This is a genomic window from Streptomyces sp. Tek67B01, from assembly GCF_055231995.1.
The window spans coordinates 4,082,878-4,097,651 of record NZ_JBUYUY010000001.1; the positions used below are offsets into that span (position 1 = coordinate 4,082,878).

17 protein-coding genes are annotated in these 14,774 nt (G+C 72.5%); 10 read left to right on the plus strand and 7 right to left on the minus strand.

What is annotated here, in order from left to right; genetic code table 11:
• The first annotated feature begins 174 nt into the window (after nucleotides 1-174).
• The 8 genes from ACV7NM_RS18405 (at nucleotide 175) to ACV7NM_RS18440 (ending at nucleotide 7,852) form a co-directional block, all read left to right on the plus strand.
• Nucleotides 175-453 carry a glutaredoxin family protein gene (locus ACV7NM_RS18405; RefSeq protein ID WP_463411286.1) on the plus strand — a complete coding sequence of 93 codons (279 nt, stop codon included), beginning with the start codon at nucleotides 175-177 and terminating at the stop codon, nucleotides 451-453.
• Between the two features lie 273 nt (nucleotides 454-726).
• The gene (locus ACV7NM_RS18410; RefSeq protein WP_463411287.1) at nucleotides 727-1,536 is read left to right on the plus strand and encodes a redox-sensing transcriptional repressor Rex; all 810 of its coding nucleotides are present in this window, start codon (nucleotides 727-729) and stop codon (nucleotides 1,534-1,536) included.
• The gene (locus tag ACV7NM_RS18415; protein ID WP_463411288.1) at nucleotides 1,533-3,218 is read left to right on the plus strand and encodes a glutamyl-tRNA reductase; all 1,686 of its coding nucleotides are present in this window, start codon (nucleotides 1,533-1,535) and stop codon (nucleotides 3,216-3,218) included. The genes ACV7NM_RS18410 and ACV7NM_RS18415 overlap by 4 nt, the downstream gene beginning before the upstream one ends.
• The gene (hemC, locus tag ACV7NM_RS18420; protein WP_463411289.1) at nucleotides 3,215-4,183 is read left to right on the plus strand and encodes a hydroxymethylbilane synthase; all 969 of its coding nucleotides are present in this window, start codon (nucleotides 3,215-3,217) and stop codon (nucleotides 4,181-4,183) included. The genes ACV7NM_RS18415 and hemC overlap by 4 nt, the downstream gene beginning before the upstream one ends.
• Complete coding sequence (locus ACV7NM_RS18425) at nucleotides 4,180-5,847, plus strand: bifunctional uroporphyrinogen-III C-methyltransferase/uroporphyrinogen-III synthase (protein WP_463411290.1); 1,668 nt, start codon at nucleotides 4,180-4,182, stop codon at nucleotides 5,845-5,847. Before hemC ends, ACV7NM_RS18425 begins: the two co-directional genes overlap by 4 nt.
• A gap of 157 nt (nucleotides 5,848-6,004) precedes the next feature.
• On the plus strand, nucleotides 6,005-7,006 hold the full coding sequence (gene hemB, locus ACV7NM_RS18430) for a porphobilinogen synthase (RefSeq protein ID WP_463411291.1): 1,002 nt from the start codon (nucleotides 6,005-6,007) through the stop codon (nucleotides 7,004-7,006).
• Between the two features lie 129 nt (nucleotides 7,007-7,135).
• Nucleotides 7,136-7,495: a hypothetical protein gene (locus tag ACV7NM_RS18435; protein ID WP_463411292.1), complete on the plus strand. Its 360-nt coding sequence runs from the start codon at nucleotides 7,136-7,138 to the stop codon at nucleotides 7,493-7,495.
• 84 nt (nucleotides 7,496-7,579) lie between these two features.
• Complete coding sequence (locus tag ACV7NM_RS18440; RefSeq protein WP_389665602.1) at nucleotides 7,580-7,852, plus strand: DUF1876 domain-containing protein; 273 nt, start codon at nucleotides 7,580-7,582, stop codon at nucleotides 7,850-7,852.
• On the opposite strand, the gene ACV7NM_RS18445 is transcribed toward ACV7NM_RS18440, so the two are convergent.
• Nucleotides 7,834-8,016, minus strand: coding sequence for a DUF397 domain-containing protein (locus ACV7NM_RS18445; RefSeq protein WP_463411293.1), 183 nt, complete (start codon nucleotides 8,014-8,016; stop codon nucleotides 7,834-7,836). The two genes, ACV7NM_RS18440 and ACV7NM_RS18445, sit on opposite strands and share 19 nt — an antisense overlap.
• Complete coding sequence (locus ACV7NM_RS18450) at nucleotides 8,013-8,798, minus strand: helix-turn-helix domain-containing protein (RefSeq protein ID WP_463411294.1); 786 nt, start codon at nucleotides 8,796-8,798, stop codon at nucleotides 8,013-8,015. Before ACV7NM_RS18450 ends, ACV7NM_RS18445 begins: the two co-directional genes overlap by 4 nt.
• A 151-nt stretch (nucleotides 8,799-8,949) precedes the next feature.
• On the opposite strand from ACV7NM_RS18450, the gene ACV7NM_RS18455 reads away from it, so the two are divergent.
• Nucleotides 8,950-9,351 (plus strand): ATP-binding protein, encoded by a 402-nt coding sequence (locus ACV7NM_RS18455; protein ID WP_463411295.1) that lies wholly within the window; start codon nucleotides 8,950-8,952, stop codon nucleotides 9,349-9,351.
• On the opposite strand, the gene ACV7NM_RS18460 is transcribed toward ACV7NM_RS18455, so the two are convergent.
• The 4 genes from ACV7NM_RS18460 to ACV7NM_RS18475 form a co-directional block, all read right to left on the minus strand.
• Nucleotides 9,348-9,821, minus strand: coding sequence for a hypothetical protein (locus ACV7NM_RS18460; RefSeq protein WP_463411296.1), 474 nt, complete (start codon nucleotides 9,819-9,821; stop codon nucleotides 9,348-9,350). The two genes, ACV7NM_RS18455 and ACV7NM_RS18460, sit on opposite strands and share 4 nt — an antisense overlap.
• Entirely contained in the window at nucleotides 9,818-10,327 is a 510-nt protein-coding gene (locus ACV7NM_RS18465) for an RNA polymerase sigma factor (protein WP_463411297.1), read from the minus strand. Before ACV7NM_RS18465 ends, ACV7NM_RS18460 begins: the two co-directional genes overlap by 4 nt.
• Nucleotides 10,324-10,752, minus strand: a complete 429-nt coding sequence (locus ACV7NM_RS18470) for a DUF3995 domain-containing protein (RefSeq protein WP_463411298.1) — start codon at nucleotides 10,750-10,752, stop codon at nucleotides 10,324-10,326. The genes ACV7NM_RS18465 and ACV7NM_RS18470 overlap by 4 nt, the downstream gene beginning before the upstream one ends.
• Before the next feature lie 73 nt (nucleotides 10,753-10,825).
• Nucleotides 10,826-11,740: a LysR family transcriptional regulator gene (locus ACV7NM_RS18475; RefSeq protein ID WP_463411299.1), complete on the minus strand. Its 915-nt coding sequence runs from the start codon at nucleotides 11,738-11,740 to the stop codon at nucleotides 10,826-10,828.
• A gap of 70 nt (nucleotides 11,741-11,810) precedes the next feature.
• On the opposite strand from ACV7NM_RS18475, the gene ACV7NM_RS18480 reads away from it, so the two are divergent.
• A complete protein-coding gene (locus ACV7NM_RS18480; protein ID WP_463411300.1) occupies nucleotides 11,811-12,794 on the plus strand; it encodes an NAD-dependent epimerase/dehydratase family protein in 984 nt (327 codons plus the stop codon).
• A gap of 18 nt (nucleotides 12,795-12,812) precedes the next feature.
• Here ACV7NM_RS18480 and argS read toward each other — a convergent pair whose 3' ends face one another.
• Nucleotides 12,813-14,594 carry an arginine--tRNA ligase gene (argS, locus tag ACV7NM_RS18485; protein ID WP_463411301.1) on the minus strand — a complete coding sequence of 594 codons (1,782 nt, stop codon included), beginning with the start codon at nucleotides 14,592-14,594 and terminating at the stop codon, nucleotides 12,813-12,815.
• Nucleotides 14,595-14,774: the final 180 nt, after the last annotated feature.

Here is a 14,774-nt window from a genome sequence, read left to right on the forward strand (position 1 = left end):
TTCCCGAACCGGAGGGGAACGCGGGCGTGAACTCTGCGGAACGACCGCCTCCCCGCCGCTTCCCCGGCTGCCTTCCCCGCCGCTTCCCCTGCCGCTTTCCCCGACGCCTCCCCACCGCTTCCCCGGCCGTCCGCGGCGGTCCGCGGCGGTCGCGCGGCGCGGGACAATGACGGCATGAGTCCTCTGTTGCGCCGCAAGGAGAAGAAGCGCCCCGAGGAGCGGCTGGTCACGCTCATCGGGAAGCCGGGATGCCACTTGTGTGACGACGCCCAGGAGGTGGTGGAGAAGATCTGCGCCGAGACCGGGGCGCGGTGGGAGAAGAAGGACATCTCGCAGGACGCGGAGTTGTACCGGCTGCACTGGGAGCAGATCCCGGTGGTGTTGGTCGACGGCGAACAGCACACCTTCTGGAGGGTGAACCCCGAGCGTCTGCGGCGGGCGTTGGAGGGCTGACCGTCCGGACGGTTACCCTCATGGGCGATTTGTGGGGGCTCGGGTGTGTATCGATGAGGAGTGTGTACCGCTTTGTGCCCCTCCGTATTTGAACGGGTTCGGTCCGTTCCCGGTTCCGCCCCTTGGCGGCCGGACCGCGTGACCCCGGTCACTTTGGACGGACAAAGCGGACACAATCTTTGTGCACGCGTTCACAAAGACATAGCCTGCTTTCGACGGGGCGGTCTTGGGACAAGTGACCGCCTGCAGCCCCGCTCATCCCGCAGGAGCATCGTGGCAACTGGCCGAACTCACCGACCGGCGACCCGCAGCCGAGGTATTCCCGAGGCCACTGTCGCCAGGCTTCCGCTGTACTTGCGTGCCCTCACCGCGCTCTCCGAGCGATCGGTGCCCACGGTGTCCTCCGAAGAGCTCGCGGCCGCCGCCGGAGTCAACTCCGCCAAGCTCCGCAAGGACTTCTCCTACCTCGGCTCCTACGGCACGCGCGGGGTCGGCTACGACGTCGAGTACCTCGTCTACCAGATCTCCCGGGAACTCGGTCTGACCCAGGACTGGCCGGTCGTCATCGTCGGCATCGGCAACCTCGGCGCGGCCCTGGCCAACTACGGCGGTTTCGCCTCGCGCGGCTTCCGCGTCGCGGCGCTGATCGACGCCGACCCGGCGATGGCGGGCAAGCCCGTGGCCGGCATGCCCGTGCAGCACACCGATGAGCTGGAGAAGATCATCGAGGAGAACGGCGTCTCCATCGGGGTCATCGCCACTCCGGCGGGCGCGGCGCAGCAGGTGAGCGAGCGGCTCATCGCCGCCGGCGTCACATCCATCCTGAACTTCGCGCCGACCGTGCTGTCCGTGCCGGACGGCGTCGACGTGCGCAAGGTCGACCTGTCGATCGAGTTGCAGATCCTGGCGTTCCACGAGCAGCGCAAGGCCGGCGAGGAAGCGGCGGCCGCCGCTTCCGGGGCCGCCGAGAGCCCGGTGGCCGCCGCCGCGAACCCGGTGACCGCCGCCGCGGCCGCCGCCCCCTCTCCGACCGTCCGCAAGGGCGGTCCCGAGGGCGACGTCCCGGCGGTGATGCCGGCATGAGTCTGCTGGTCGTAGGGCTGAGCCACCGCAGCGCGCCGGTGAGCGTGCTGGAGCGGGCCTCGCTGTCCGCCGACGCCAAGGTCAAGCTGCTGCACGACACCCTCGCCGCCGAGCCGGCGACGGAGGCGACGGTGCTCGCCACCTGCAACCGCATCGAGCTGTACGCGGACGTGGACAAGTTCCACGCCGGTGTGGCCGAGCTGTCGACGTTGCTGGCGCAGCACAGCGGGGTGGCCCTGGAGGAGCTGACCCCGTACCTCTACGTGCACTACGAGGACCGGGCCGTGCACCACCTGTTCTCGGTGGCGTGCGGGCTGGACTCGATGGTGGTCGGCGAGGGCCAGATCCTCGGGCAGATCAAGGACGCGCTGGCGCTGGGGCAGGAGCAGCACACGGCGGGCCGGCTGATCAACGACCTGTTCCAGCAGGCGCTGCGGGTCGGCAAGCGGGCGCACTCGGAGACCGGGATCGACCGGGCCGGGCAGTCGCTGGTGACGTTCGGCCTGGAGCAGCTGTCGATGGGGACCGAGGTCTCCGCGTGGGCGACGGGCAAGCGGGCGCTGGTGATCGGCGCCGGTTCGATGTCGTCGCTGGCCGCGGCCACGCTGGCGCGGGTCGGTGTCGCCGAGATCGTCGTGGCGAACCGGACCGCGGAGCGCGCGGAGCGTTTGGCCGGGATTCTGGTTGCCTCGGGCACCGGGGTGGCGGCGCGGGCCGTTCCCATGGCTTCGGTCGCCGACGAACTGACGCGGGTCGACGTGGTCGTCTCCTGTACCGGGGCGACCGGGCTGGTGCTGACCGCCGACGACGTGCTCGCCGCCGTCTCCAGGGACGCCGCCCCCGACCCCGTGGCCCCCACCCTGCCCGCCGCCGTCGGCGCCGCCCCCGCCGGGCCGGACGTGGCCGGACTGGACCGGGACGTGCTCGCGCGGCTCGTGGCGGCCGCCGAGAGCGGGCGACGGCTCGCCGACGCCGGCGCCGTGCGGGTCCTCACCAGCGCTCCCGCCGAGGCGGACGAGTGCCCCGTGGGCCCCGACGGACGGTCCGCGCTGACCGGCGTGGACGCCAACTCCCTTGAACTGCACGGGACCTGGGCCGATCAGGGCGAGGCCGCCGCGCACCGGCAGCCCCGCAAGGGCGCCCGGAGCCAGGTCGACCTCCGGCCGGTCCGGCTGGCGCTGCTGGACCTGGCCATGCCGCGTGACGTCGACGCGGCCGCGCACCGGATTCCCGGCGTGCGGCTCGTCGACATCGAGTCGCTCGCCGAGGTCTCGGCGGACGCCCCGATGGCGGCCGACGTCGACGCGGTGCGCGCGATCGTCACCGAGGAAGTGGCGGCCTTCGGCGCGGCACAGCGGGCCGCGCACATCACGCCCACCGTCGTCGCGCTGCGCGCCATGGCCGCCGAGGTGGTGGCCATGGAAGTGGCGCGACTGGACGGACGCCTGCCGGATCTGGACGAGCGCCAGCGGGCAGAAGTGACGCAGACCGTGCGGCGCGTCGTGGACAAGCTCCTCCACGCGCCGACCGTGCGCGTCAAGCAGCTCGCGAGCGAGCCCGGCGGCGCCGGGTACGCGGAGGCGCTGCGTGAACTCTTCGACCTCGACCCTCAGACGGTGGCCTCCGTCAGCCGGGCGGACGCGGCCGATCCGAAGAACGACGACCCAGGACGGGCATCATGAACACACGTCCCGACCAGCCCCTCCGGCTTGGCACGCGACGCAGCAAGTTGGCCATGTCGCAGTCCGGGCACGTCGCCGAGGCGGTACGGGCGGTCACCGGCCGACCCGTCGAGCTCGTGGAGATCACGACCTACGGTGACGTGTCCCGGGAGCACCTCGCGCAGATCGGGGGCACCGGCGTATTCGTCACCGCGCTGCGCGACGCGCTGGCGCGGGGCGAGGTGGACTTCGCCGTCCACTCGCTCAAGGACCTGCCGACCACGCAGCCCGCGGAACTGGTGATCGCGGCCATGCCGAAGCGGGAGGACGCGCGGGACGCGCTCGTCGCCCGTGACGGCATGACCTTCGAGCAACTGCCCGACGGCGCGCGGATCGGTACCGGTTCGCCGCGCCGCACGGCGCAGCTGCACGCGTACGCCAAGAGCCTGGGCAAGGTCATCGAGACCGTGCCGATCCGCGGGAACGTCGACACCCGGATCGGGTACGTGCGCGCCGGTGAGCTCGACGCCGTCGTCCTGGCCGCCGCCGGTCTGAACCGGATCGGGCGCGGCGACGAAGCCACCGACCTGCTGTCCGTGGACAACGTGCTGCCCGCACCCGGCCAGGGAGCCCTGGCCGTGGAGTGCCTCGCGTCGGACACGGCCCTGATCGCCGCCCTCGCCGAACTCGACGACCCGTTCACCCGGGCCGCCGTGACCGCCGAGCGGTCCCTCCTCGCCGCCCTGGAGGCCGGATGCAGCGCCCCCGTGGGCGCGCTCGCCGACCTGCTGGCCGACGGGCAGATTGTCAATGAGATGCGCCTGCGCGGCGTCGTCGGAACCCTCGACGGCTCGACGCTGGTGCAGCTGTCCACCACCGGTCCCGTGCCCCAGTCTTACGACGAGGCCATGGCGCTCGGCCGCGAACTCGCGGACGAGATGCTGGCCAAGGGCGCGGCCGGTCTGATGGGGGAGCGATCGCTTTGAACCCCTCAAGTCCCACTCCCTCCGCTTTCGCGGCGGTCGCCGCCCACGGGCACGTCACGTTCCTGGGCGCCGGTCCCGGCGACCCGGGTCTGCTGACGCTGCGCGCCGTCGAGGCGCTCGCCTCGGCCGACGTGCTGATCGCGGAGCCCGAGGTGCTGGAGGTCGTCCGTACCCACGCGCGCGCCGGTGTCGACACGCCGCAGCTGACGGTACCTGACGCGATGTCAGCAGCCGCCGGGGTGCCGGTGATCCGCGACGCGACCAATCTTGTCATGGAGGCCGCGAGGGCCGGCAGGCGGGTCGTGCGTGCCGTCACCGGCGACCCCGGGCTGGACGGCAACGCGGCCGAGGAAATGCTCGTCTGCGCCACCGAGGGGATTCCCTTCGAGGTGGTGCCCGGTGTCGCGACCGCCGTCGGCGTGCCCGCGTACGCCGGTGTGCCGCTGCGCGGCCAGGGGGGCGCCGACGTGCGCTTCCTGGACGCGCGCACCGCCTCGGCGCGCTGCTGGAGCGAGGTCGGCGCGAGCGACGGTGTCCTCGTGGTCTCCGCGACGCTGGAGACGGTCTCGGCCGCCGCCGCCGAGCTGGTGGGCGCCGGACGCAAGCCCGACACCCCGCTGACGGTCACCGTGGCCGGTACGACGACCCGGCAGCGGACCTGGAGCGCGACGCTGGGTTCCATCGCTCAGGTCTTCAAGCAGGGCAAGGTGCTCCCCTCGCCCGAGGGCTCGCGCTCGGTCATAGCCGTGGTCGGCGAGCACGGCGCCACCGCGCGCCGCGAGGACCTGGCCTGGTTCGAGTCGAAGCCGCTGTTCGGCTGGCGGGTGCTCGTGCCGCGCACCAAGGAGCAGGCCGCCTCTCTCTCCGACCAACTGCGTTCGTACGGCGCGGTGCCGCACGAGGTGCCGACCATCGCCGTGGAGCCGCCGCGCACCCCGCAGCAGATGGAACGGGCCGTCAAGGGCCTGGTCACCGGCCGCTACGAGTGGATCGCGTTCACCTCCGTCAACGCCGTGAAGGCGGTGCGGGAGAAGTTCGAGGAGTACGGGCTCGACGCGCGCGCCTTCGCGGGCATCAAGGTCGCCGCGGTGGGCGAGCAGACGGCCGCCGCGCTGGTCGAGTTCGGTGTGAAGCCGGACCTGGTGCCGAGCGGCGAGCAGTCGGCCGCCGGGCTGCTGGAGGACTGGCCGCCGTACGACCCGGTCTTCGACCCGATCGACCGCGTCTTCCTGCCGCGCGCCGACATCGCGACCGAGACGCTGGTCGCGGGCCTGATAGAGCTCGGGTGGGAGGTCGACGACGTCACCGCCTACCGGACGGTGCGCGCGTCACCGCCGCCGGCGGACACGCGTGAGGCGATCAAGGGCGGCGGCTTCGACGCCGTTCTCTTCACCTCGTCCTCCACGGTGCGCAACCTCGTCGGGATCGCCGGCAAGCCGCACAACGTGACGGTGATCGCGTGCATCGGCCCGGCGACGGCCAAGACGGCGGAGGAGCACGGCCTGCGGGTCGACGTGCTCTCCCCCGAGCCGAGCGTGGGCAAGCTGGCGGAGGCCCTGGCCGAGTACGGGGCCGCGCGCCGCGAGGCGGCCAAGGAGGCCGGCGAGTCGGTGTACCGGCCGAGCGAGCGCCGCCCGGGCGCGCGCCGCCGCCGTACCACCTGACGGCGGGCAGCAGGTCCGACGGGGCCCGGACGCGACGCGTCCGGGCCCCGTGCCGTACCCGGGCGGGGCACGACGCGTGGTGCGGCGCGGGGGCGCGGGCGGGCACGGCCTACGCTGGATGCCGACTGTTCTCGATGCTCGAAGAGGCGACTAGAAGATGAGCACGTACGGATCCTTCCCCGGCTCGCGCCCCCGCCGGCTGCGCACCACCCCGGCGATGCGACGGATGGTCGCGGAGACCCGCCTGCACCCCTCGGACCTGATCCTCCCCGCCTTCGTGCGCGAGGGCATCACCGAGCCCCTGCCCATCTCGGCGATGCCGGGCGTGGTCCAGCACACCCGCGACACCCTGCGGAAGGCGGCCGTGGAGGCCGTCTCGGTCGGGGTCTCGGGGATCATGCTGTTCGGTGTCCCGGCGGACGAGAACAAGGACGCTCTGGGCACGGCGGGCACGGAGCCGGACGGCATCCTCCAGGTCGCGATCCGCGACGTGAAGGCCGAGGTGGGCGACGACCTGGTGATCATGTCCGACCTGTGCCTGGACGAGTACACCGACCACGGCCACTGCGGGGTCCTGGACGAGCACGGCCGCGTCGACAACGACGCGACGCTGGAGCGCTACGCCGAGATGGCGCAGGTGCAGGCCGACGCGGGTGTCCATGTGGTCGGGCCCAGCGGGATGATGGACGGCCAGGTCGGGGTGATCCGCGACGCGCTGGACGAGACCGGCCACGAGGACGTGTCGATCCTGGCGTACACGGCGAAGTACTCGTCGGCGTTCTACGGTCCCTTCCGCGAGGCCGTCGCCTCCTCCCTCCAGGGCGACCGCAAGACCTACCAGCAGGACCCGGCGAACGCGCGCGAGTCCCTGCGGGAGCTGGCGCTGGACCTTGAGGAGGGCGCCGACATGGTCATGGTCAAGCCCGCGGGCCCCTACCTGGACATCCTCTACCGGGTCGCGCAGGCGGTGGACGTGCCGGTGGCCGCGTACCAGATCAGTGGCGAGTACGCGATGGTCGAGGCGGCGGCCGAGAAGGGCTGGATCGACCGAGACCGGGCCGTCATGGAGACGCTGCTCGGCATCAAGCGGGCGGGCGCGGACACGATCCTCACGTACTGGGCGACCGAGGTCGCGCAGTGGCTGGGGCGCGAGCGCTGAGGCCGGGGCGGTAGGGGCGGGGCGGGGGTTCGAGGGCGGGGTCCCGGCCTCGCCGTCTGGGTGGGCCGGGCCGCCTCGATGAGTACGGGCACTCATGCGCCGGGGGCCGTGGGGTGGCTTGATGGGGGCATGACGCAGAACGCCACCGCCACCGGCACCGAACGCGACCGCCGCGCCTTCGTCGCGCCGCTGGTGACCACCCTGATCACGCTGCCCCTCGGCCTGGTGGCGCTGTTCTTCGCCGGCATGAGTCCGATGGCCTGCGACTCCTGCAACGGCGACGAGGCCCACCGTTTCGACGACAGCTTCGCCGCCGCCTTCACGGTGTTCCAGGTCGGGCTGGCCGTCACACTCGTGTTGCTGGTGACGGCCTGGGCGCTGCCCTGGCAGCGGCGCCACGCCGCGAAGCGCGTGGTCGTCGCCGCGCTCGCGCCCTCGGCCGTCGTCCTGGCGTGGGTCCTCTTCTACGGCATGGTCGACTGGCCGTAGGACCCCCGCCCGGCCGACTGGCCGCGGGCGCGGTGATGGGCGCACCCTGGGAGGGAAGAGGTCGACCTCTGGAGGTGATCCCTCATGGCCACGCTCGCCGGGTGGCATGTGGAACTGGAATTCACCGAGGAGGGCCACCGCACCAGCGCGGCAGCCCTGCTCAGGCTCATGGACGGCTCCGAACTGCGGGCGCACGGCTACGCCATGCGCCATCCGTCCGACACGGACCAGCTCCGCGTCGGTGAGGAGATCGCGGGCGCCCGGGCGCTCATGGATCTCGCGTCGCAGCTACTGGACAAGGCCCACACCGAGATCGACGCGGAGTCGGGCCGGCACTCCTACCCGCTGACCCAGTGAGCGAGGCGGGTCCACGAGGACGGTGAGAGGGTGAGGACGGGACCGTGCGGGACCTTCGAGTCCCGCACGTGCACCCGGTCGGCGGGGCAGGTGGCCATCTCGACGCACTGGCCGCCCTCGTCCCCGCTGTAGCTGGACTTGAACCACACGAGTTCGGTGCTCATCGCTCTCCCACCAGCCGGTCCAACAGGTCCTTTGTCCCTACGCAGTTCAGGGCCTGTGACCGCAGCATCGCATACTTCTGCGTGAGGATGCTGACCTCGTTGGGGTCCCGGACGAGGATGCTGCCGCGCTGGGTTTCCGAGTAGGCGAGGTGCTGGTGCTCGGGGGTTGCCAGCAGGGTGAACGGGCCGTTGAGACCCGCGTGGGCGGTGATGCCGAGGGGCAGCACCTGGACGGCGAAGGCCGGGCGGTCGGCGCAGGCCCGCAGGTGTCGGAGCTGGTCGCGGTGGACCTCGTCGCCGCCGATCCGGTCGCGCAGGGCCGCCTCCCAGATGACGAAGCTGAGGGTCGGCGGGGTCGGCCGGCGCAGTATCTCCTGGCGCTGGACGCGGCGGGCCGTCTGGAGCTCGATCCAGTCCTCGCCCGCGTACGGGACGCGGCAGCCGAGCACGGCGCGGGCGTACGCCTCGGTCTGGAGCAACCCCGGCACGGTCATCGTGTCGTACCAGGACAGCGCGAGGGCCTCCCGTTCGCGCTCCATGTACTCCTCGGCCCAGGCCGGGATGGTGTCGACCTCCGGCAGGCGGTTCGCCGCGACCGCCAGCAGACCGGGAAGCCCGAGGATGCGGTCCATCCGCTCGGCGACGTCCGGCATCAGGACGCGTCTGCCCTGCTCGATGGAGGCCAGGGTCTCGACGTCGATGACGACCAGTTCGGCCAGGGCACGCTGGGTCAGTCCTTTGGCTGCGCGGGCGGCGGCGACGAGCTCGCCGACCATCTTCATGGCCGTGGCGTTCGGCCGGACCCTTTTCCTTGGTGGCATGAAAGTGAACTCCCCACCTGAACGCGGTTGATGGTCGCGGCGACCCGTACTCAGTGAGGAGTACGGGTCGGTCGACTCCACGAACCTAGTCACGCAGCGCGACGCTCGTCAGGTGAACGTGACGAATGAACCCGCGCTGATGCGGGACCGGTTCTATCCGCGCAGCCGCCAAACCATCCGCGCCGCCAGGCGGTTCGCCGCCGCGACCCTCGACGCGTGGGGTGTCGTGGACCGCCTGGACGACGTGTTGCTGTGCGTGAGCGAGCTGGCCACCAACGCCCTCCTGCACGGTGTACCGCCCGGCCGGGGCTACCGCCTGCGGCTGCTGCGCTTCGGCGGGGTGGTCCGGGTGGAGGTGCACGACAGTGGCGGCGGCCGGCCGCGCGTCGCCGACCGGGACGCCGCCGCCGAGCGGGGGCGGGGGCTGTTGCTCGTCGCGGCCGTCGCCGACCGGTGGGGCGTCGGATTGCGCAGCCCCGGCAAGACGGTGTGGTGCGAACTGGACGTGTCCTAAGGGCACATCCGGTCGGGCTCGCCGAGTTCGGTGATCCGTCGTTCCAGGCGGGACATCGCCCGGGCCAGTTCGCCGGCCGTGCCCAGGGGGACGATCGCCGCGCGGCCCGGGACCCGCACTCCGCCCGTCAGGGCCACACGGGTGCCCCCGCCCGGTTCCGGGGCCGCCGCCATGCCGATGATCAGGAAGCGGCTCTGGAGCCAGCACCAGCCGGGGCGCAGGACCCCCCGGAAGTGGGCCCGCAACCCGTACTTGCTGCGGGCCAGCGCCTCCACCCGGTCGCCGCGCAGCCGCAGCACCCGTAGCGAGCGCATGTCCGGCTGGAAGCGGCCGAACTCGCCCTCCAGGTCCGCCATCACCGCCCAGACCGTCTCCGGGTCGGCGGCCAGCACCCGTTCGGCGACCCGCGCGCCCGGGACGCCGGCCGCCATCACCCGCAGCCGGGCGACCGTGTCGATCGCGTACGTCATGAGGACCACGCCTTCCGGAAACTCGTACGGGCCCGGTGCAGCCGGGACTTGGCGGTGCCGGGCGGTACCCCGAGGACGGCCGCGGCGGACTCCTCGTCCAGCCCCTCGACGTCCCGCAGCACCAGCACCGCGCGGTGGTCGGGGGACAGGCGGGCCAGCACGTCCTCGATGTCGGCGGCGAGTTGGGGGTCGCCGCGCTCGGGGACGTCGGCCAGTTCGGCGGGCCGGGCCCGGGTCGCGCGGCGGGCGGTGCGCACCGCCTCACGGACGGCGATGGCCCGCACCCAGCCGTACAGGGCCTCGGGGTCCCGCAGCGTCCTCAGCGCCCCGAAGACGGCGACGAGGGCCTCCTGAGTGGCGTCGGGCCCGTCCGTCAGGGCGATCGGGGCGCAGATCCGGGCGACGTACGGGGTGAGGTGGTCGAGGAGGTCGTGCATCGCGAGGGTGTTGCCGGCGCGGGCGGCCCGGGCGAGGGCGACTCCGCGCGCGCGTTCCTGCGGGGTCACCGGGCGCGTGCCAGGCGGACGGCGGCCCAGCCGAAGCCGAGGCAGGCGGGGGTGTAGAGGGCGAGGTTGAGTGCGTAGAAGGGCCCGGGTGGGCTGTCGATGACCTTGGTGGCCCATCCCAGGCCTGCGAGGCCGCGTACCGCGAGCCCGGCGGCGACCGCACCGGTCACGAGGCGGGTCGTCGGCCCGCCGCGGCGGTGGGTGTGGGCGAGGACGGCGGCGGCGCCGGTGAGGGTGAGGGCGGCGAGCGGCAGGACGACGGGCGGAGCGAAGGAGACCTCGGTGCCGAGGACGGCGAGGGAGAGCGCGTGCGCGTCGGGGGCGGGCCAGGTCCGGCCCGTGGCCCAGTACAGGTGGGCGAGGCCGTCCGCGGCCAGTAGGGCCGCGAGCGCGGCGCCCAGGCGGCGGCGGGTGGTGTCGTTCATGTGCTCCCCCTCGGTGTGCGTACCAACACCCTGGAGAGGAGCCGCCCGCGCGGAACGTTCCCTGTGTTCCGCGTCACATCGGGGGCTCGGTCGCCGCCGCTCGTTCCCGCAGGGCGCGGATCAAGGTGGCGATCTCCGGCTGGTCGCGGCGGTGGCCGATCGTGGCGACACCGATGTGCCGGGTCGGGGTCGGCGCCTCGACGGGGACGGCGAGCAGGCCCGGCACGCGCGGGGCGAGGGCGATGGAGGGGACCAACGAGAGGCCCAGGCCCGCGGCGACGAGGGAGCGGGCGAAGAAGTAGTCGGTCGTGGTGCCGTGCACCCGGGGGTCGAAGCCGGCGCGCTCGGCGTAACGGCGCAGGTATGCCTCGGTCTTCAGACAGCCGAGCACCCAGGGTTCGGCGGCCAGCTCGGCGAGGTCGAGCGCCTCGCGGGCCGCCAGCGGGTGCCCCTCGGGGAGGACGACGTAGAGGGGGTCCTCCATGAGGGGGGTCCACTCCAGGGATGGGCTCTGGCCCGGGCGCCCCGGCAGCGGGCCGTCGAAGTGGTAGGCGAGCGCGAGGTCCACGGCGCCCCGGCGGAGCAGGGCCAGGCTCTCCTCGGGCTCGCCCTCCCTGACGTGGACCACCGTGTCGGGGTGGGCCGCCGTCAGCTCGGCGAGGGCGGCGGGGAGCAGGAGCCTGCCGCCGCTGGTGAAGGTGGCGACGGTGAGCCGGGTGCGGCCGGTGCCGAGCCGGTCGACCTGCTGCTTGGCGTGGGCGAGTTCGGCGGCGACCGACTCGGCCGCGCCGAGCATGATCCGTCCGGCGGGGGTGAGGGTGACGCCGCGCGTGCTGCGCGCGACCACCCGCGCGCCGAGGCCGCGCTCCAAGGCGGCCATCTGTTGGGATACGGCCGAGGGGGTGAGGCGCAGGGCCGCTGCCGCCCGGTTGAAGCTGCCGTGCTCCGCCACCGCCCGCAGGACCCGGAGCCGCTGTACATCGATCAACAGTTTTCCTTTGCGGGCGTGCAGCAGGTGGGCACTTCTGCTGGTGACGGTACGTCTCCATGATGGCGGCATGATCAAGATCGGTACGCACAGGTTCGGTGCGCGCGAGTCCGGTACGCATCGGGTCCCGCAGCGCGTCTGCGTCATCGGCGGGAGCCGGTACTTCGGGAGGCTCCTGGTCGAGCTGCTCCACGCCGCCGGACACCGGGTCACGGTGATCAACCGAGGTTCCGTCCCGCCGCCCGACGGCGTCGAGCACCTCGTCGTGGACCGCGACGACGAGGCAGCCCTCACCGCCGCGCTCGCCTCCCGAGCCTTCGACGTGGTCGTCGACCAGGTCTGCTACACCCCCGTGCAGGCCGGGATCGCCGTCCGCGCCTTCTCCGGGCGCACCCGGCGGTACGTGATGACCTCCACGATCGAGGTGTACGACCCGGCGACCGCCGCGCCGGGCGCGGTGGCGACCCTCGCGCCCGGCACCCCCGTGCCGGAGGACCTCGTGGACCCGGCCGGCTGGCCGGTGCGGACGGACCTGCCCTGGCAGGACGCGGCCCACCGCGAGGCGCACTACGCCGAGGGCAAGCGCCAGGCGGAGGCGGTCTTCACCCGCGAGGGCCGGTTCGAGTTCGCTTGCGTGCGCAGCGCGCACGTACTCGGCGGCGGCGCGCGGGAGTTCACCGGGCGCCTGGCGCACTACGTCGAGCGGGTCGCCGGGGGCGGGGAGATCGCCGTGCACGCCGACGCGCTGCCCACGGTGTTCATCCACTACCGGGAGCTGGCGGAGCTGCTCCTGTGGGCGGCGACGGGCACCGGGTTCACCGGCGCGGTCAACGCCTGCTCCGACGGTCTGCTCGACGTGCGCGACCTGGTGGCCGTGATCGCCGGGCAGACCGGGCGGCGGCCCGTGTACCGGACCGTCGCGGCGGGCGGGGCGGCGAGCCCGTTCTCCTTCGAACGGCACTACGCCATGGGCAACGACAGGGCGCGGGAGCTGGGTTTCACCTTCTCCCGCACGGCCGACTGGCTGCCCGGAGTCGTCGCGGAAGCGCTCTGAGCGGCCCCCGGGGGCCGCTCAGAGGCGCTCGGGGGTGCGGATGCCCAGGAGCGCCATGCCCTTGGAGAGGGTGCGGGCGGTCAGGTCGCAGAGGAAGAGGCGGTTCTCCATCTGCTCGGCGGTGTCGGCCTTCAGGACCGGGCACTGGTCGAAGAAGGTCGAGTAGAGCGTCGCGAGCTGGAAGAGGAACGCCGCGACCTTGTGCGGGGCGTACTCGGCGGCCGCGTCCGCGATGACCTCGCCGAACTGGTCGATGTGCAGGCCCAAGGCGCGCTCGGCGGGGGCCAGCGCCAGCTCCGGGTGCGCGACCGGCCGGGTCTCGCCCGACTTGCGCAGGATCGAGCGGTTACGGGCGTACGCGTACTGGAGGTACACGGACGTGTCACCGGTCAGCGAGACCATCTGGTCGAGGTCGAACTTGTAGTCGCGGCCGGCGGAGGTGGACAGGTCCGCGTACTTGACCGCGCCGATGCCGACGTACCGGCCGTTGGAGACGATCTCCTCCTCGGTCAGGCCGACCTTCTCGCTCTTGTCGCGCACGACGGCCGTGGCCCGCTCGACGGCCTCGTCCAGCAGGTCCACGAGCCGGACGGTCTCGCCCTCACGGGTCTTGAACGGCTTGCCGTCCTTGCCCAGGACGGTGCCGAAGGCGAGCTGGACGGCCTTGACCCCGTCGTTCAGCCAGCCGGCGCGGCGGGCCGTCTCGAAGACCATCTTGAAGTGGAGCGACTGGCGGGCGTCCACCACGTAGATGAGGGTGTCGGCCTTGAGCTCGCCGACGCGGTTGCGGATCGCGGAGAGGTCGGTGGCGGCGTAGCCGAAGCCGCCGTCCGACTTCTGGACGATCAGGGGCGTCGGGTTGCCGTCCGGGCCCTTGTACTCGTCGAAGAAGACGCACAGCGCGCCGTTGGAGCGGACGGCGACGCCCGAGTCCTCCAGCAGCTTGCAGGTCTCGGCGAGCATGTCGTTGTAGCCGGACTCGCCCACGACGTCCGGGTCCTGGATGTCCATGTCCAGCTTGTCGAAGACGGAGTAGAAGTAGATCTTCGACTCGTCCACGAACCGCTGCCACAGGGCGAGGGTCTGCGGCTCCCCGGCCTGGAGGTCGACGACCCGGGCCCGGGCGCGCGTCTTGAACTCCTCGTCGGAGTCGAAGAGGGCGCGCGAGGCCTTGTAGAGGCGGTTGAGGTTGGACATGGCCTCCTCGCCGGAGACCTCCACGTCCCCGGCGGCGGCGTCGGCCTTGTGGTCCAGCTCGTGCGGGTGCTCCAGCAGGTACTGGATGAGCATGCCGAACTGGGTGCCCCAGTCGCCGATGTGGTGGCGACGGATGACTTTCTCGCCCGTGAACTCCAGGATCTCGACCATCGCGGCGCCGATGACGGCGGACCGCAGGTGGCCGACGTGCATCTCCTTGGCCACGTTGGGCTGCGCGTAGTCGATCACCGTGGTGCCGGCGTTCGCTGCGTGCGGGACGCCGAGGCGGTCGTCGGCGGCGCGGGCGGCCAGGGTCTCGATGATCGCCCGGTCGGTGATCGTGATGTTGAGGAAGCCCGGTCCGGAGACCTCAATCTCCTGGATCAGGTCGCCGGTGGGGATCGCGCCGACCACGTCCGCCGCCAGCTCGCGCGGGTTGGCCTTGGCCTTCTTCGCGAGCGCCAGGATGCCGTTGGCCTGGAAGTCGGCCCGGTCGCTACGTCGCAGCAGCGGGTCGGTGGCACCGGCCTCCGGCAGGGCGGAGGCGAGGGCGTCCGCGACGCGCTGGTTGACGGAGGAAGCGAGGGAAGGGACCGAGGCCATGAGCTGCCGTTCCTGTGAGGTCGCGCCCGGGGGCGCGCTGGGAGGTGAACTTGGGTGTTCCGACAAAGCCCGAGTATCCCACGGGAGGCCCTGCGGTTTCCCGGGAGAAAAGCAACCCCGGAGAGGCCTCTTCCGTCTGGGAGAATGGCGTAAGCCAGCATTCGAGATAGAAGGACGTGT

Coding starts and splice junctions, on each gene's coding strand:
- hemC (WP_463411289.1), top strand. CDS start 3,215: ATGAACACACGTCCCGACCAGCCCCTCCGGCTTGGCACGCGACGCAGC.
- ACV7NM_RS18470 (WP_463411298.1), bottom strand. CDS start 10,752: ATGAACGACACCACCCGCCGCCGCCTGGGCGCCGCGCTCGCGGCCCTA.
- ACV7NM_RS18435 (WP_463411292.1), top strand. CDS start 7,136: ATGACGCAGAACGCCACCGCCACCGGCACCGAACGCGACCGCCGCGCC.
- ACV7NM_RS18450 (WP_463411294.1), bottom strand. CDS start 8,798: ATGAAGATGGTCGGCGAGCTCGTCGCCGCCGCCCGCGCAGCCAAAGGA.
- argS (WP_463411301.1), bottom strand. CDS start 14,594: ATGGCCTCGGTCCCTTCCCTCGCTTCCTCCGTCAACCAGCGCGTCGCG.
- hemB (WP_463411291.1), top strand. CDS start 6,005: ATGAGCACGTACGGATCCTTCCCCGGCTCGCGCCCCCGCCGGCTGCGC.
- ACV7NM_RS18460 (WP_463411296.1), bottom strand. CDS start 9,821: ATGACGTACGCGATCGACACGGTCGCCCGGCTGCGGGTGATGGCGGCC.
- ACV7NM_RS18405 (WP_463411286.1), top strand. CDS start 175: ATGAGTCCTCTGTTGCGCCGCAAGGAGAAGAAGCGCCCCGAGGAGCGG.
- ACV7NM_RS18415 (WP_463411288.1), top strand. CDS start 1,533: ATGAGTCTGCTGGTCGTAGGGCTGAGCCACCGCAGCGCGCCGGTGAGC.
- ACV7NM_RS18445 (WP_463411293.1), bottom strand. CDS start 8,016: ATGAGCACCGAACTCGTGTGGTTCAAGTCCAGCTACAGCGGGGACGAG.
- ACV7NM_RS18480 (WP_463411300.1), top strand. CDS start 11,811: ATGATCAAGATCGGTACGCACAGGTTCGGTGCGCGCGAGTCCGGTACG.
- ACV7NM_RS18440 (WP_389665602.1), top strand. CDS start 7,580: ATGGCCACGCTCGCCGGGTGGCATGTGGAACTGGAATTCACCGAGGAG.